The following is a 15,895-nucleotide window of genomic DNA, read 5'->3' on the forward strand; positions in this document are numbered from 1 at the left end:
CGAGCCGCAAGGCGAGCGTTTGGGGTGAGCGGAGGGGGCTTTGCCGCCGCAGCGAGGGGCCTTTTCGAAAGGCCCCTTGAAGATTAGAAGGCCTGAGTCGAGCGCGCAGCGCTTGATTCAGGGCTAGATGTCGATCTCGTCGGCTTCCGCGGCCCGCTCCATGATGAAGCGATAGCGCATCGAGGCGTCCTTGCCCATCAAGTCATGAATGGTGCGATCCGTCGCCAGCTCGTCGGCGATCCCGACCCGAATCAGCTGGCGCTTCTTCGGATCGAGGGTCGTCTCGCGCAGGGTCTTGGGCATCATCTCGCCGAGCCCCTTGAAGCGCTGAATCTCGGGCTTGCCCCGCTTGATGCCGGCCAGGATCCGCTGCAAGTGCTGATCGTCGGCGGCCCAGTGGGACTCCTTGCCGATGTTGACCCGAAACAAGGGCGGCTGGGCCAGGTAGACGTGGCCGCGCCGGATCAGCTCGGGCATGTACTTGTAGAAGAAGGTCAGCAGCAAGGTCGCGATGTGGTGGCCGTCGGAGTCCGCGTCCATCAGCAAGATGATGCGATCGTAGCGCAGGCCCTTGGCGTCGAAGTCCTTGCCGATCCCGCAGCCGAGGGCCTTGACGATGTTGCCGAGCTCCTCGTTCTTGAGGACCCTGGCGATGCTGGCCTGGGCCGCGTTGAGGACCTTGCCGCGCAGGGGCAGGATCGCCTGGGTCTTGCGATCCCGACCCATCTTCGCCGAGCCACCGGCCGAGTCACCCTCGACGATGAACAGCTCACACTTGCGCGGATCGTTGCTGCCGCAGTCGGCGAGCTTGCCGGGCAGGCCGATCTTCGCCTGGCCGGCGGACTTGCGCGTGACCGAGCTGATCGCGGCGCGCGAGGCCGCCCGGGCCCGCGCGGCGAGGATCACCCGGGCGACGATCGCGTCGCCCAAGCTGCGGTTCTCGTGCAGCCACTGCTCGAGCGCGGGCCGGATCGCGCCCTCGATCTGGGCCGCGACCTCGGGGTTGTTGAGGCGGTTTTTGGTCTGGCTCTGGAATTGCGGCTCGAGCACGTAGACGCTCAGCAGCGCGATCAGGCCCTCGCGGATGTCGTCGAGCGAGATGCTCACGCCCTTGGGCTCGAGCTTGTGGGCCTGGATGTAGGCGCGCAGGGCCTTGCCGAGCCCGTTGCGCAGGCCTTGCTCGTGGGTCCCGCCGTCGGGCGTGGGCACGCCGTTGACGTAGGAGTTGATCGTCGACTCGGTCGCCTCGGTCCACGCGAGCGCGAGCTCGAGTTTGGGGGCCTCGCTGCGCTCGAGATAAAAGCGGCCCTTGTGCGCGGCCGACTTGCCGCGCACGGCGATCAGCTTGTCGAGGTAGTCGGCGATGCCGTCGGCGTGGTGAAAGGTCTCGGTCTTGTTCGTCGACTCGTCGGTGAAGGTGATCGTCAGGCCCTTGTGGAGGTAGCTCTTGGCCTCGATCCGCTGGCGGAGGACGTCGGGGTCGAAGACCGCCTTGGCCCCGAAGATCTGGGGGTCGGGGCGGAGGAAGACCTCGGTGCCCGAGCCGCGCGACTTGCCGGCCGAGCGCAGCCGGCCGTCCTGGACGCCGCGCTCGAACAGGACCTCGTGGATCTTGCCGCCGCGCTTGACCCGGACCTCGAGCCGCTCGGACAGGGCGTTGGCCACGGCCGCGCCGACGCCGTGGAGGCCGCCCGAGTGGCGGTAGCTCTCGCCGTCGAACTTGCCGCCCGCGCCGAGCTGGGTGAACACGGCGACGACGGCGGGGATCTTGAGCTTGGGGTGCTTGTCGACCGGGATCCCGCGGCCGTCGTCGATGATCGTGATGCCCCTGCGGTCGGCCTCGAGCTTGACCTCGATCTTGGACGCGTAGCCGTTGATGACCTCGTCGACGGCGTTGTCGAGGATCTCCCACACGATGTGGTGGAGGCCGTCCTTGTTGACGCCGCCGATGTACATGCCGGGCCGGGCCCGGACATGCTCGACGTTTTGGAGCACCTGAATCGCGGCCGCGCCGTAGTCGTTGCTGGTGCGGCGTTTGCTGGATTTTGTCTTGGCCATGGGCTCAGGCTCCTGCGTATCCGAGCTCGATCAGGCGCTCGGCGCCAGCTTCGAAGTCGGGGGTCGGTGGCGGCGGGTAGGTCAGGGACTTGACGGTGCCGCGCTTCATGATCGGCCGGCCCTTGCCGCCGCGGTTGGTGACCGTGGCCTTGTGCTCGCTCAGCTTGAGCGTGCCGCCGGATGACTTGAGGACCTCGACGGTCTGCGACGATTTCCACGCGCCGACGACCCGATCTTTGTCTTCGACCTTGATCAGGGTCACGCCGCGGCCGGGGCCGGCGAGGAGGTTGACGTCCATGACCTCGCAGCACAGCAGCTTGCCCTTGCGGGTCAGGGCGCAGATCTGGTCTTCGGCGTAGACCTTGAACACCTCGATGAACTCGTCGCCGGGCTTGTGCTTGCCGAACAGGCGGCCGTTGCGGGTGCTGGGCTCGCGGTGCGGCCACAGGGTGAAGCGCAGGGCCATGCCGCCTTGGGTCACGGCCAGGAAGTGGGGGTAGGGCTCCTCGTACTCGTCGCCGAGCTCGGGCTTGTTGGCCTCGGCGAACTCGACCATGAAGCGCGGGTCGGTCGAGGTCGCGGCGATGACCTTCTCGCCGTCCTTGAACTTGAACAGCTTCTGGACCGGGGTGCCGTGGCCGCTCGACGCGGGCACGTCGTTGATGCGCAGGACGTAGGCCGAGCCGCGGTTCGAGAACAGCACGATCGACTCGCGGGTGCTGCCGCCGACGAGCGCGAGCGGGGCGTCGCCGTCGCGCATCCGCGTGGTCTCGAGGTTGACGTTGCGCTGACGCTTGATCCAGCCGTCGCGGGTGATGAGGACCATCGCGTCCTCCTCGACGATGAAGGACTCGGCCGAGAAGTCCTCGGTCAGATCCTCGGCGTCGATCCGCGTCCGGCGGCGGTCGGCGTACTCCTGCGACAGGGCCTCGAGCTCGCTCTTGACCACGGCCCACAGCTTCTTGTCGCTCTTGAGCAGCGCGCGGATCTTCTTGGCCCGCTTGCGCTTGTCGGCCAGCTCCTCGCGGATCTTGAGGATCTCGAGCTTGGCGAGCTTGTAGAGCCGGGTCTCGAGGACCGCGTCGGCCTGGATCTGGTCGATGTCGAAGGCCTTGATCAGCTTCTTGGCTGCGTCGGCCCGGCCGTCGCTGGTCCGGATCAGCTTGATCGCGCGATCGAGCTCGTCGAAGATCTTCTCGAAGCCCTCGAGGATGTGGATCCGCTCCTCGAGCTTGCGCAGCTCGTACTCGAAGCGGCGCCGGACCGTGAGCAGGCGAAAGTCGAGGAAGTGCTCGAGGACCGCCTTGAGGTCGAGGCGCGCGGGCGCGGCGACCTCGGGGTTCTCGGTCGGGACCAGCACGGTCATGTCGAGCTTGATCGTGGTCTGCAAGCGGGTGTGCTTGAACAGGTAGGCCATGACCAGCTCGGGGTCGACGTCGGCCTTGGGGTCGAGCTCGACCTCGACGCGGATGTCCTCGGTGCTGAGATCTTGGACCCCGACGACGACCGGGAGCTTCTTGGCCACGATGATCTGGCCGATCTCCTCGACGAGGGTGCTCTTCTCGACCGCCCACGGGATCTCGGTGATCACGATGCGCGGGCCGCTCGGGGCCTTCTTGCTCGACTTCTTCTTGGTCGCGCGCTTGTCTTGCTTGGGCTCCTCGAGCTTCCAGCTGCCGCGGAGCTTGAAGGTGCCCTTGCCGTTCTCGTAGGCCTCGCGCAGCTCGGTCCGGGTTGCGACCAGCTGCCCGCCGGTCGGGAAGTCCGGGCCCTTGATCTTGGCCATGAGCTTGGCGACCGTCGCGTCACGGTTGTCGATCAGGAGCAGACACGCGCGGATGACCTCGCCGAGGTTGTGGGGCGGGATCGAGGTCGCCATGCCGACGGCGATGCCGGTCGTGCCGTTGACCAGCAGCTGCGGAAAGCGAGCCGGGAGCACGATCGGCTCGCGCCCGGTGCCGTCGTAGGTCGGGCGGTAGGCGACGGTCTCGCTCTTGAGCTCGGTCAGGAGCTCGGCGGCGAGCTTGCTCAGCTTGGCCTCGGTGTAGCGGTAGGCGGCCGGCGAGTCGCCGTCGATCGAGCCGAAGTTGCCCTGACCGTCGACCAGCGGCATCCGCATGGCGAAGTCCTGGGCCATGCGGACCATCGCGTCGTAGACCGCGGTGTCGCCGTGCGGGTGGTACTTACCGATCACGTCACCGACGACCTTGGCGCTCTTGCGGTGGCGCGCGTCGAAGGTCAGGCGCAGATCCTCGAACATCGTGTAGAGGATCCGTCGCTGAACGGGCTTGAGCCCGTCGCGGACGTCCGGGATCGCCCGCGAGGTGATCACGCTCAGGGCGTAGTTGAGGTACTTGCGGCGGGCCTGTTCGGCGAGGTCGCCATCGATCACGCCGGCGCTGCCGCCACCACCTTGGCCGGCCGGTGGAGCCTCGTCGCCCTTGGGCTTGCGCCGGGCCGCGCTGAGCGAGTCGGCGGGATCAGGCGTGGGGGTGGTCAGCTCGAGCTGCGACATATTCGGAAAATGCTTTGATTACGCGGGGTTGGGGCGGTACGCGGGCCGCGGGGGGCAGAGTACACACTCGGCGATCCGCGTCAAACTTTCAGGTGTGCGCGTGCATGGCGCGGGTGACCTGGACTCAAAGGGCGCACACGGGCGCGGGAAGGGGCCTGTCTGCGCAAGGGTCAAGCCGGGAGAACCCGCTCTCGCGCTTCGGTGGCGATGGGTTCGCGCAGGTCACCCGCCGACATCTACAGATGTTGGCGTCGCTGTTCCAGTGTCCGAGTCGCCGCTCGCCGTGCTCAGCTCGCACCGGATGCTGGACCGGGTCGGCGCCAGCATCCGGGGGTCGAGGGGGGCGAGGTCGAGGAGGCGAAGCTGGGTCGGACTACTCGGCCGCGCTCTCGGAGTCGTCGGGCGTCGGCGTGGGCTCGGCCTCGGGCTCGGGATCGGTGGGATCGGTGGGCTCGGGCCTGGACTCGTCGTCGGGTTCGGGTACCGGCTCCGGTGCGTCGTCGGGAGCGGCCGCTTCGTTGGGAGCGGCGTCGTCGTCGGGGACGGCGTCGTCGTTGAGAGGGGTCTCGTCGTTGAGAGTGGCGTCGTTGTCGAGAGCGGCGTCGTTGTCGAGAGCGGCCGCTTCGTTGAGAACAGCGTCGTCGTCGCCGGGAGCGGCGTCGTCGTCGGGAACGGCGTCGTCGTGGAGAGAGGCTGCTTCGTTGAGAGTGGCGTCGCCGTCGGGGGAGGCCGTTTCGTTGAGAACAGCGTCGTCGTCGTCGGGAGCGGCGTCGTCGTTGGGAGCGGCGTCGTCGTCGTCGAGGGCGGGGTCGTCGTCGGGAGAGGCCGCTTCGTTGAGAACGTCGGGAGCGGCGTCGTCGTCGGGAGCGTCGTCGTCGTCGGGAGCGGCGTCGTCGTCGAGAGAGGCCGCTTCGTTGAGAGCGGCGTCGTCGTCGGGAGCGGCGTCGTCGAGAGAGGCCGCTTCGTTGAGAACAGCGTCGTCGTCGTCGAGGGCGGCGTCGCCGGAAGCGGCGTCGTCGTCATGAGCGTCGTCGTCGGAAGCGGCGGCGTCGTTGAGAACAGCGTCGTCGTCGTCGGAAGCGGCGTCGTCGTCGAGAGCGGCCTCGTCGAGAGCGGCGGCCTCGTCGAGAGCAGTGGCCTCGTCGAGAGCAGTGGCCTCGTTGAGAACAGTGGCGTCGTCGTCGGAAGCGGCGTCGTCGGAAGCGGCGGCGTCGTCGAGAGCGGCCTCGTCGTCGTCGAGAGCGGCCTCGTCATCGGAAGCGGCGTCGTCGTCGAGAGCGGCGTCATCGTCTGAAGCGGCGTCGTCGTCGAGAGCGGCCTCGTCATCATCGGAAGCGGCGTCGTCGTCGAGAGCGGCCTCGTCATCATCGGAAGCGGCGTCGTCGTCGAGAGCGGCCTCGTCATCGTCTGAAGCGGCCTCGTCGTCGAGAGCGGCCTCGTCGTCGAGAGCGGCGTCGTCGTCGAGAGCGGCCTCGTCGTCGAGAGCGGCCTCGTCGTCGAGAGCGGCCTCGTCATCGTCTGAAGCGGCGTCGTCGGAAGCGGCCTCGTCGTCGGAAGCGGGGTCGTCGTCGGAAGCGGCGGGCTCGTCGGAAGCGTCGTCGTCGAGAGCGGCCTCGTCATCGGAAGCGGCGTCGTCGTCGAGAGCGGCCTCGTCATCGGAAGCGGCCTCGTCATCGGAAGCGGCGTCGTCGTCGAGAGCAGCCTCGTCATCGTCGGAAGCGGCGTCGTCGTCGGAAGCGGCGTCGTCGGAAGCTGCGGCGTCGTCGAGAGCAGCCTCGTCATCGTCGGAAGCTGCGGCGTCGTCGAGAGCAGCCTCGTCATCGTTGGACGCGGCGTCATCGTCGGACGCGGCGTCGTCGTCGGAAGCGGCCTCGTCATCGGAAGCGGCGTCGTCGTCGAGAGCGGCGGCCTCGTCATCGAGAGCGGCGGCCCCGTCGTCGGGAGCGGCGTCATCGACAACCGTGTCGTCGAGCGGGGCCGCGTCAGCCCGGTGGAGCTCGAGCGGGGTCACTCGCTCGTTGACGTCGTAGTCGTCGGCGGGATCGCCGAGCTCCTCGGGCTCGGGCACGGGCTCCTCGTCCGGGTCGGGGATGTAGCTGGCGAGCGGCTCATCCCCGATCTGCTCGCGCAGCTTGGCCGGCAGCGCGTCGCTCAGGCCCATGAAGGCCTCGAGCGCGGCCACGAGGTACTCGTCGTGGCCGAGCTCGAGGGCGGCCTCGGCCTCGCGGCCCCACTGCACGAGGCTCGTGCGCAGCAGGTCGTCGATCGCAGCGTTTTGGTCGCCGAGCGCGGCCTCGTTGAGCCGGACCAGGGTCTGGACCCGCTGACCGAGACGCTCGTTGCGCTGGCGCTGGGTCTCGGCCCTCGCCCGGGCTCGCGCTTCGACGCACAGGCGCTCGAGCGCGCGCTCGCTCAGCCCAACGCGCTCGCTGAGGGTCAGCGCCAGGCTCGGGGGATCAACGCGGACCTCGACGCGACCGTTGCGATCGAGCTCGACGCTGAGCTCGGCCTCGGCCGCCTCGCCGCGGATGTCGACGCGCAGGGCCAGGGTCCGCTCGTCCTCCCCGCCTTCGCCGTCGAGCTCGACGAGGTCTCGCTCGGCGTGGCCGGTCTCGCCAAGCTCGAGGCTGAGGCTCCGGCAAAGCGGCAGGGGAGTGTTGCGCTCGACCAGGCGCCGGGCCTCGGGTCCGTCGAGCCACAGCTCACGGCTGGCGATGTCGACGACCTGGGTCTGGGGTCGTCGGCGGCTGCGGCGGTGAGCCTCGAGCGCGAGGCCGCGAGTGACGAAGTCGTCGTCGAGGGCGCTGGTGCCCAGCTCGGTCTCGGGCACCCGGCCGAACAGGGCCTCGATGCGATCTTGGATGACCGGGATCCGGGCGCTGCCGCCGACCATCACGAGCGCGTCGAGCTCGTCGGGGTCCTGGCCCGCGTCGTCGAGGACCGCCTGGGCCAGGGCCGCGGTGGCCTCGACGAGGTCGCGGATCATTCGCTCGAAGCGCTCGCGCTCGAGGGTCACGAACAGGTGCTTGGGTCCGCTCTCGTCGGCCCACAAGAAGGGCAGGCGGATGTCGTGCTGCTCGTCGTCGCTGAGCGCGATCTTGGCCTTCTCGGCGACGTCCCGCATCCGCGCGCGGACGGTCGGATCGCCGGACAGGTCGACCTCGTTGGCGTCCTCGAACTGGCCGAGCAGCCAGTCGACGACGCGCTCGTCGATGTCGTCGCCGCCGATGTCGAGGCGGCTCCGGGCCGCCAACAGCTCGAGGTCGCCGCTGTCGAGGCGGGCGAGGGCGGCGTCGAAGCTGCCCGCGCCGAGGTCGAGGACCAGGATCAGCTGCTCGGTGTCGGGCGCGGCCTCGCTGTCAGCTGCCGCGTCACCCTTTGGATCATCGTCGCCCGCCTGCGCCTCGTCCTCGGCGTTCTCGTCGGCGTCCGCGGCTGCGTCGTCGTCGTGGCTGTCCTCGTCAACCGGCTCCTCCTCGGCCGGGGCGTCGTCATTGGCGGCGAGCGCGGCCTCGAGCCCGACGATCCCGAGCGCGGCGGGACCCTCTCGCTCGAGCGTCGACCAGGCCAGGGCCGCGGCGGTCGTCCCGTGGACGAGCTCGATGGTCTCGACCCCGGCGACACGCAGGGTGTGGACGACGGCGCGGCGCCGGGCGTCGTCGCTGCCCGGCGCGATCGAGACGACGACCCGCTCGGGATCGAGCTCGAGCTGGCGGCGAACTTGCTCGACGATCGCCTGGGTCAGCGCGCCGAGCAGGCGCGGCACGGGCCACGTGTCGCCCGCCAGGCCAAACTGGACGTCGCCGCCCGGCCCGCGCTCGACGGGGATCTGGCGCCAGCGCTCATCGTCGAGCTCGGCGAGCTCGTGGCGGCGCCCGGCGAGGCGCAGGGCCCCAAACACCTGCGAGCGCGGCTCGGTGATCGCAAGCCGCCGGGCCGCGTCGCCGAGCACGAGCTCGGGCTCGGTCGAGTGCACCTGGCTCGGATCAAAGCCGACGATCGTCGGCCGGCGTCCACCCTCCGCGAGCGAGCGCAAGATTTGAGGGCGGCCATCGACGATCAACGCGGCGCGGACCGAGGCGCTGCCGAGGTCGAGGACGAGGACGGGATCGGGGGCCGAGGTCGGGGGCTTGCGGGGGCTCATGAGTCGCGCAGGGGTGCAGAAACGAGGCGACAGCCTCGGAGCCGCTGAGATCCGTGTCAAGCCGGCTCAGGCGGCGAAATCGCGAGATCGCGCGCAGGCACGGCGGACGAGCGGAGATCTGTTCCGCGATCCGCGAGCCCGGCGTGCGGCGCGTCTGTCGATGCTTGGCGCGCGAAGCTCTCAGCTTGGCGAGGGCCTCGGCCTGAGTCGAGCGCGCAGCGCTTGATTGAGGCCGAGCACGAGCCGAGAGGCGAGCGTTTGGGGGGCGCGGAGGGGGCTTCGCCGCCGCAGCGAGGGGCCTTTTTGAACCCCGGGCTGCTAGGGGAGGGACCGCGCGCGGGCTCAGTTCTGATTGACTTTTTTGGCCTTGAGCGTGATCGATTGCTTGCCCTTGACGGTCACCTTCGTGCCCTCGAGGACGAGCTCGCCGCTCTTGCTCAGGGTGATCGAGGCCTTGCCGACCTTGATCGTCAGATCCGTCCCGAGCTCGATCAGGCCCTTCTTCTCGCCGATGATGCCGAGCTCGCCAGCGGCGCTGAGGTGCATGTCCTCGCCGGCCTCGAGGCTGACCGCAGTCCCGGCGCTGACGCTGAGATTCCCGCGCGCGCTGTGCTGGATCGTGGCCGCGTCGACCGACTTGCCGCCGACCACGCTCTCGTTGCTGGTGGCGCCGACCGAGACCGACTTCATGCCGCCGACCTCTTCGAGGCTGGCCGCGCCGACCGAGGTGTTCATGGCGCCCCCGACGATCGTCGCCAGCATCCCGCCGACGGTCACGGTCTTGGCCACGGCGACGGTCTGGCTCGCCGACGCGCCGATCGTCTCGCTGCGGCTGCCGCCCACGCTCGCGCTCTGGTCCGCGCCGATGACGAGGACCTGGTTGTCGCCGACCTCGAGGGTCATGTTGGCGCCGACGGTCTCGAGCTGATCGGCGCCGACGCTGACCCGCTTGTTGACGCCGATGCGCTCGGACTCGTTGGCCGCGACGGACTTGTGGCGGTTGTGGCCGACCTTCAGCGACTCGTCGTGGCCGATCGTCTGGGCCTTGTCGTGCTTGATCTCGGTCGTCCAGTCCTTCTGACCGTGGATGTAGATCTGCTCGGACCCGGCGGCGTCCTCGAAGCGCAGCTCGTTGCTGCCGCCGCCGCCCGGCGAGCTGTTGGTCCGCCAGCCGCTCTGGGTCGAGTTGCCCGGCAGCGCGAAGGGGGGCTCGGCGGCGCCGTTGTAGACGCAGCCCGTGACCAGCGGCCGGTCGGGGTTGCCCTCGAGGAATTCGACGACGACCTCCATGCCCACCCGGGGGATGAACTGCGCGCCCCAGCCCGGGCCCGCCCAGCTCTGCGCGCAGCGGACGCGGCACGAGCTCCCGGCCCCGCTGTCGCCCTCGGGCCAGTGAAATTGGACCTGGATCCGGCCCTGGGCGTCGACGTCGATCTCGCCGCCACCGACGACGGTCGCGGTCTGGGGCCCGCGGACCTCGGGCTTGGGCGTGAGCTCGAGCGGCCGGAGGGTGACCGACGCGGGCACGCAGGACAGGCGGTTGCGATAGACCCGAGCTTCGCCGGAGCCGCTGCCGTAGTCATGCTCGACGCGGGTCACGAGCCAGTCCGACGGCGTGCCCTCGAGGGCGATGCCGTCGAGCACGAAGCGGTGACCGACGTGGGCGAGGGAGGCGTTGGACTCGCAGGTGGCGAGGTGGCCAGACATGCGCAGGGCCTGCTCGTAGTCCTGGGTGCGCTGGGCCAGATCGCCGGTCCCGAACCGGCGCTGGCCGTGATCGTAGATCCGTCGGACGCGCCCGCGCGCGTCGGCCTGGCCGGTCTCCTCGGCCGGGACCGAGCTCGGGCTGGCGCAGTCGAACTCGCTGAGCGAGACGGTGGTCGGGGTCAGCTGCCGGGCCCACTCGAAGGCCTGGATCGACTCGAGGTCGGCCTCGTCGGGGTTGTGCGCGACGACCGGGAGGACCGCGGTGCCGTCGACGTTTTGGTGCTTCGGGTAGTCCTCGTTGTCGTCGCACAGGGTCAGGACTTCATGGCCGCGCTCGCCGTCGTGGACGAAGTACCAGGAGATGCCCTCCTCCTCGAGCAGCCGACAGACGAAGTCGAGGTCGGTCTCGCGGTACTGCACGCAGTAGTCCCGGGCCGCGGCGCCGCGCTGGAGGTGGCCAAGCTCGACGCTGCGCTCGTACTCGTCGAGGCTCGTCGCGACGACCTCGCGGACGATGTCCTGGACCGAGCGGTCCTGCCAGATCCGCGAATTGCTGCGCTGGCGGGCGAGCGCGAGGGCCGGGACCACGCGGACCCGCGCGTGGAGGTGGTGATCTTCGTGGCCGAGAAAATCGACCCGCGCGACGACGCCGAACACGAGCCGGGGAGGGTGGTCACCGCGCTGCAGCGTGAGCTCGCAGGTCGCCCCGAGCAGCTCGGCGGTGTCGATCTGGACCTCGTCGGTCGCGATCTCGAGGCTCGCCTCGTAGAGCTCGTTGATGGACTCCGAGAGCGCGAGGCGGGTGACCTTCCAGCTCGCGTCTGGACCGTTGTTGAAGCTGACGAGGACCTGGAGGTTCGGGAGTCTGGACATCGGGGACCGCAGCTTAGCCTAAAATTGCGTGAGACGCGTCAGCTCGCGGCGGGCAGCTTCGACGCGACCCACGAGTTGCCCCGCTCGATCAGGTAGGCGTCGTAGCGCTCGCGCAGATCCGGGACGGCGGACTTCTTGACTGCGTCGAGTTCCAGCGCCGCTTCGCGCCACGCGCGGACCTTGGGCAGCTCGTCGAGGACCGCGAGCTCGGGCGCGGGATCTTGGGTCCAGCCCACGCGCTGGAGCATCGGGATGCAGGCGGTGTCGACCAGCGACAGCTGCTCGCCAGTAAAGAAGGGGCCGACGAGCTCGGCCTCGAAGCGCGCGAGCTTGGACCGCAGGGCCGCGGCGTGGGCGAGGGCGTCCTCACGCGTGCTCGCCGTGGCCATGCGCCAGGTGTCGGCGATCGCCGCCGACGCGAACTCGATCATCGCCCGATGTCGGGCGCGAGTCAGGGGATCGGCGGGCAACAGCGAGCCCTCGGTGATCTCGTCGAGGTACTCGTTGATGACCGCCGACTCGAACAGCACGACCTCGCGGGCACCGTCGCGCACGACCAACACGGGGACCTTGGCGAGCGGGGACAGCTCGAGGAACCACGCTGGCTTGGCGGCGAGATCGATGAACTCGGTCTCGTAGGGCACGCGCTTGTGCTCGAGCGTGATCGCCGAGCGCTGGACGAAGGGGCATGTCGCGAAGGAGATCAGCTTGAAGCTTGGCATCGGGGTCGACGCGGGGTTCGGACCCCGGGCCGAGATGTTACGTCCTCAGGGCTCTTGCGTCCGTGGCGGTCCGAATTCTTGCGTGAACCGGACCCAGCGAACATCATGGGCGCGAGCGGACCCGGGATGTCGACGCTGAACCTATGGTTGCTGGGCTGGCTACTGAGCGCCCGCAGCTTCTTGGATCTCGGCGCTGGTGAGAGCCTCGACGCCGCGCGCGAGCACATCCGCGGCCAAGAATACTGGGTGTTGCGCGATCCCGCTCGGCCGACCGTGCCCTTTCGTGAGGCCCGCGAGCGCGGGGCGATCGGCTATCGCGTGCTGATCGAGGTCGGGCTCGAGGCCGAGCTGCCGACCTGGGTCCGGACCGTCGGCGCGGTGCTCGATGATCCGCGCGGGTGGAAGGCCGCCGGTCGCGAGCTCGTGCGGGTCGACGCGCGCGAGCGCTTCGTGGTCCTGCTCGCGCGGCCTCAGACCGTCGATCGCCTGTGTCGCCCGCTCCGGACCGTCGGCAAGTACTCCTGCGGTCGCGCCGGGCGGGCCTCGCTCAACCTCACGCGCTGGCGCGAGGGCGCGGCGCCGTGGGGCGAGGAGATCGAGGGGTATCGCGTCTACATGATCAACCACGAGGTCGGGCACCTGCTCGGCATGCCGCACCAGCGCTGCGAGGGCGAGGGCGAGCCCGCGGCGGTCATGGTCCAGCAGACCATGGGGCTCGGCGGCTGCGAGCCCTCGGGCTGGCCGGCCGCGCGCGAGCTCGAGCGGCTGGGCGCGCGCTGGAACCGGCTGTTCGGGTCCGAGGACTCCGGCTGATCGGCCCAAACGCGCGCGGGCGGGCGCTCGGTTTTGGCTTCGCGCCCTCGGCGAAAAATCCGGCGCGAGGCGACACGATGCATTGCACCACGGGCTGCTAGCTATCCAGACGGTCGAAGAAACCGCGGACCTCTTTTTCGCTCTCTTTCCGGCTCTTGCCGTAGGCTTCTTGAATCCGGCCGACGAGCTCTTGTTGGTTGCCGGCGATACGGTCGATGTCATCGTCGGTGAGCTTGCCCCATTGCTGCTTGACCTTGCCTTTGATCTGCTTCCATTTTCCTGCTTGGACGTTGTCCATGTCGAGCTCCTGTGCTGATTGTGTTGTGTTGTGTTGTGGTGTGTTGCGCTACGAATCAGGTGGTTCGTGTCTTGCTGATGTTGCGGGCTTTCGTGGATTCGAACACGCCGTGCGCGACGGTCATCTGCTCGGAGTCCTCGTCGGTCACGGCAATGATGATGTGGCCGTCCTTGACCGCATCCTCGACGAACTTCGCCTCGGTCTCGTTGAACCCGAGCCCGACCAATCCGCCCACGAGACCGCCGACTGCCCCGCCCACGCCGAGGCCCGCGAGCGCCGCGACGAGGGGGCCGGCGATAGCGAGCCCAACCCCGGGCACGACGATACCGGCGACCGCGGTGAGCCCGGCGACGATGGCGCCAAGCGCCCCGCCGACGATCGCCCCGCCTGCCGTTCCCTCGGGCGCCTTGGTCCCAGTCTCGAACGCGAGGTGCTTCGCCTTCGTGGTGTCCGACACGATGATGCTGATCTGCTCCGAAGTGAAGCCTTCCTCATGGAATCGGGTCACAGCGCGGTTGGCGTCGGACACGTCTTCATAGATGCCGATCATTGTTGTGGAGTTGGCCATGTCGCTCTTTCCTGAAGTTTGCTCGTTCACTTGTTGTGTTCGCCCTTGTCGGACTTCATGTTCACGTTGTTCACGTCGTCGCTGAGCGCCTCGTCGGCGGCCGACACTTGCAGCTCGTTCTCGACCCGGGTGACACCGTCGACGCGCGAGGCGATCCGCTCGGCCGTGTCCTTGGCCGGTTGATCGTGGACGACGCCCGAGAGGTAGACGACGCCGTTGACGACGTCGACGTCGATGTTGTGGCGGCGGACGTCGGGGTCCGCCAGCAGCCGGGTGCCCACGGCGGCCTGAATGCCGAGATCGCCGCGAGGCTCGTCCTTGTCCTCGGACGCGATCATCAGCTTGTTCTCGACACGCGTGACGCCCTCGGTGTTGCGCGCGAGCTTCTCGGCCTCATCGGAGACGGCTTGATCCTCGACTTCACCACGCAAGGTCACCACGGCGTTCATGACGTCGACGTCGATATTGAAGCGCTTGACCTCCGGGTCGGCCGACAGCCGCTGCCCAACCCGCATCTTGATCAGCGTGTCGTCAGACTGCTCGCCGAGGGTGCGCGTGCTGGCGCAGCCAGACATCGCCGCCGGGGTCGTTGCGAGGAGCGGGAGCCCGACGAGGACGAGGGTGATGATGTTCTTCATGGTGCTCTCCTGGGTGTTTGGGTTCAGCCGCTGGAGGCGTGCAAGTTCAAGACCATTCGGCGCCTGGAATTGGACGTCTCTTGGCGGGGGCTCCGCCGAACGCCAGATCGTGAGTCGGGTGCGGTCTCGGGGGCGCGCGGAGCATTTCATCATCGGAGCGCGGGTCCGAGTGGGTTCATTCGAGGGCCGCTGGCGATCGCTGTTTTCCACTCTGGCGTGGAAATTTCCGCAACCGCTCGCGAGTGTGATGGGCGAATAACATTCGCCTGACCGCGGGGCCTCGGCGTAGGAGAGTGCGACAATGACGGAGTCGGGTCACCAGCTGCGTGTCACGCGGCAACCGAGCGGTGGCTCGGCGCCACGACCGGGGCCTCATGAGCGAGCCGCGACGCTCGAGCACGCGCTGACGGCATCGACGGGGGTGTTCCCCGCCGCGGCACGCTCGGTTCGCAGGCTCCGAAACGGCGTCCAGATCTTTCCTGCGATGCTCGACGCGATCGCCAAGGCCGAGCGACAGATCGCGTTTGTGACCTTCGTATACTGGACCGGCGAGATCGCCGAGCGCTTCGCCGAGGCCCTGTCGCTCGCCGCTCGCAGGGGCGTCTCGGTCCGGGTCGTCCTCGACGCAGTCGGCGCCCGCGAGATGGATGATCGCCTGATTCGCACGATGCGATCGGCCGGCGTCGAGGTCCGCTGGTTTCGCCCGGTCCGGGCCTGGCGGATCTGGCAGTCGAGCCACCGAACCCACCGCAAGCTGTTGATCGTCGACGGTCAGCTCGGCTTCACCGGTGGCGTCGGGATCGCGCGGGAGTGGCAGGGCGACGCCCGCGATCCCTCGCAGTGGCGCGACTCCCACTTCGAGCTCGTCGGACCCGCGGTGCTCGGGCTGTGGGGCGCCTTCATCGGCAGCTGGCTCGAGGCGGGCGGCGATCCTCTCGCCCCACCCACGCCGACCCCGGCCCGCGTCGACCCGCGCGATCGCCTGTCGATCCACGTGTTGCCGTCGACCGCCGCGGTCGGCTGGACCACGATAGCGATCGCCTTGTGGGCGCTGATCGACGCTGCCGAGCGCTCGATCAAGATCGCCACCGCCTACTTCACGCCCGGCGAGGAGACCGTCGAGGCCCTGTGCGCCAAGGCGCGCGATGGCGTCCGCGTCGAGCTCCTGGTCCCGGGCCCCCACGCGGACGTGCGCGTGGCCAAGATCGTCGCCGAGTCCGAGCTCCGCCCCCTGATCGAGGCCGGCGTCCGCGTCTATTACTTTTGCCCGACGATGATGCACACCAAGGTGGTGGTCATCGATGAAGCATTCGCGTGCTTCGGCTCGGCCAATATCAACAATCGGTCGATGCGCAAGGACGAGGAAATACTCGTTGCGACGGGCGCGAGCGATCTGGTCGAGGACCTCCTGATCGATTTCGCCGCCGACCTCGGCCGCAGCGAGCTCCTCGAGCTCGAGCAGCTGCGCGAGCGCCCCTGGTGGCGGCGCCTCGTAGCGAAGCTGCTCGGCCCCCTGCGCTCCGAGATCTGAGAGCGGGGGCTGGGCTCCTTTAGACCCC

General features: G+C 68.9%; 10 protein-coding genes. 2 read left to right on the forward strand and 8 right to left on the reverse strand.

Features of this window, described 5'->3' with window-relative positions:
* Positions 1 to 123 precede the first annotated feature (123 nt).
* The 5 genes from ENSA5_RS20660 to ENSA5_RS20680 form a co-directional block, all read right to left on the reverse strand.
* The gene (locus ENSA5_RS20660; RefSeq protein ID WP_106393396.1) at positions 124 to 2,058 is read right to left on the reverse strand and encodes a DNA gyrase/topoisomerase IV subunit B; all 1,935 of its coding nucleotides are present in this window, start codon (positions 2,056 to 2,058) and stop codon (positions 124 to 126) included.
* A gap of 4 nt (positions 2,059 to 2,062) precedes the next feature.
* On the reverse strand, positions 2,063 to 4,573 hold the full coding sequence (locus ENSA5_RS20665) for a DNA gyrase/topoisomerase IV subunit A (protein ID WP_106393397.1): 2,511 nt from the start codon (positions 4,571 to 4,573) through the stop codon (positions 2,063 to 2,065).
* 373 nt (positions 4,574 to 4,946) lie between these two features.
* Entirely contained in the window at positions 4,947 to 8,717 is a 3,771-nt protein-coding gene (locus ENSA5_RS20670) for an Hsp70 family protein (RefSeq protein ID WP_106393398.1), read from the reverse strand.
* 342 nt (positions 8,718 to 9,059) lie between these two features.
* A complete protein-coding gene (locus ENSA5_RS20675) occupies positions 9,060 to 11,297 on the reverse strand; it encodes a type VI secretion system Vgr family protein (RefSeq protein ID WP_106393399.1) in 2,238 nt (745 codons plus the stop codon).
* A 38-nt stretch (positions 11,298 to 11,335) separates the two neighbouring features.
* A complete protein-coding gene (locus ENSA5_RS20680; RefSeq protein ID WP_106393400.1) occupies positions 11,336 to 12,019 on the reverse strand; it encodes a glutathione S-transferase family protein in 684 nt (227 codons plus the stop codon).
* Between the two features lie 126 nt (positions 12,020 to 12,145).
* On the opposite strand from ENSA5_RS20680, the gene ENSA5_RS20685 reads away from it, so the two are divergent.
* A complete protein-coding gene (locus ENSA5_RS20685; RefSeq protein ID WP_181197990.1) occupies positions 12,146 to 12,832 on the forward strand; it encodes a DUF3152 domain-containing protein in 687 nt (228 codons plus the stop codon).
* Between the two features lie 97 nt (positions 12,833 to 12,929).
* On the opposite strand, the gene ENSA5_RS20690 is transcribed toward ENSA5_RS20685, so the two are convergent.
* The 3 genes from ENSA5_RS20690 to ENSA5_RS20700 are packed head-to-tail and all read right to left on the reverse strand — an operon-like array spanning position 12,930 to position 14,336.
* Positions 12,930 to 13,130, reverse strand: coding sequence for a CsbD family protein (locus ENSA5_RS20690; RefSeq protein WP_106393402.1), 201 nt, complete (start codon positions 13,128 to 13,130; stop codon positions 12,930 to 12,932).
* Positions 13,131 to 13,185: 55 nt separating this feature from the next.
* Positions 13,186 to 13,698 carry a general stress protein gene (locus ENSA5_RS20695; RefSeq protein WP_106393403.1) on the reverse strand — a complete coding sequence of 171 codons (513 nt, stop codon included), beginning with the start codon at positions 13,696 to 13,698 and terminating at the stop codon, positions 13,186 to 13,188.
* Positions 13,699 to 13,724: 26 nt separating this feature from the next.
* Positions 13,725 to 14,336, reverse strand: a complete 612-nt coding sequence (locus tag ENSA5_RS20700) for a BON domain-containing protein (protein WP_181197991.1) — start codon at positions 14,334 to 14,336, stop codon at positions 13,725 to 13,727.
* A 484-nt stretch (positions 14,337 to 14,820) separates the two neighbouring features.
* Here ENSA5_RS20700 and ENSA5_RS20705 point away from each other — a divergent pair, with 484 nt between their 5' ends.
* Entirely contained in the window at positions 14,821 to 15,867 is a 1,047-nt protein-coding gene (locus tag ENSA5_RS20705) for a phospholipase D-like domain-containing protein (protein ID WP_181197992.1), read from the forward strand.
* The last annotated feature ends 28 nt before the right edge of the window (positions 15,868 to 15,895 follow it).

It is taken from the genome of Enhygromyxa salina, assembly GCF_002994615.1.
In the GTDB taxonomy this organism is placed as follows: domain Bacteria; phylum Myxococcota_A; class Polyangia; order Nannocystales; family Nannocystaceae; genus Plesiocystis; species Plesiocystis salina_A.

Bases quoted from the DNA above. Each gene is read 5' to 3' on its own strand.
- ENSA5_RS20665 (WP_106393397.1), bottom strand. From the start codon at position 4,573: ATGTCGCAGCTCGAGCTGACCACCCCCACGCCTGATCCCGCCGACTCG.
- ENSA5_RS20690 (WP_106393402.1), bottom strand. From the start codon at position 13,130: ATGGACAACGTCCAAGCAGGAAAATGGAAGCAGATCAAAGGCAAGGTC.
- ENSA5_RS20700 (WP_181197991.1), bottom strand. From the start codon at position 14,336: ATGAAGAACATCATCACCCTCGTCCTCGTCGGGCTCCCGCTCCTCGCA.
- ENSA5_RS20660 (WP_106393396.1), bottom strand. From the start codon at position 2,058: ATGGCCAAGACAAAATCCAGCAAACGCCGCACCAGCAACGACTACGGC.
- ENSA5_RS20685 (WP_181197990.1), top strand. From the start codon at position 12,146: ATGTCGACGCTGAACCTATGGTTGCTGGGCTGGCTACTGAGCGCCCGC.
- ENSA5_RS20670 (WP_106393398.1), bottom strand. From the start codon at position 8,717: ATGAGCCCCCGCAAGCCCCCGACCTCGGCCCCCGATCCCGTCCTCGTC.
- ENSA5_RS20675 (WP_106393399.1), bottom strand. From the start codon at position 11,297: ATGTCCAGACTCCCGAACCTCCAGGTCCTCGTCAGCTTCAACAACGGT.
- ENSA5_RS20695 (WP_106393403.1), bottom strand. From the start codon at position 13,698: ATGGCCAACTCCACAACAATGATCGGCATCTATGAAGACGTGTCCGAC.
- ENSA5_RS20705 (WP_181197992.1), top strand. From the start codon at position 14,821: ATGCTCGACGCGATCGCCAAGGCCGAGCGACAGATCGCGTTTGTGACC.
- ENSA5_RS20680 (WP_106393400.1), bottom strand. From the start codon at position 12,019: ATGCCAAGCTTCAAGCTGATCTCCTTCGCGACATGCCCCTTCGTCCAG.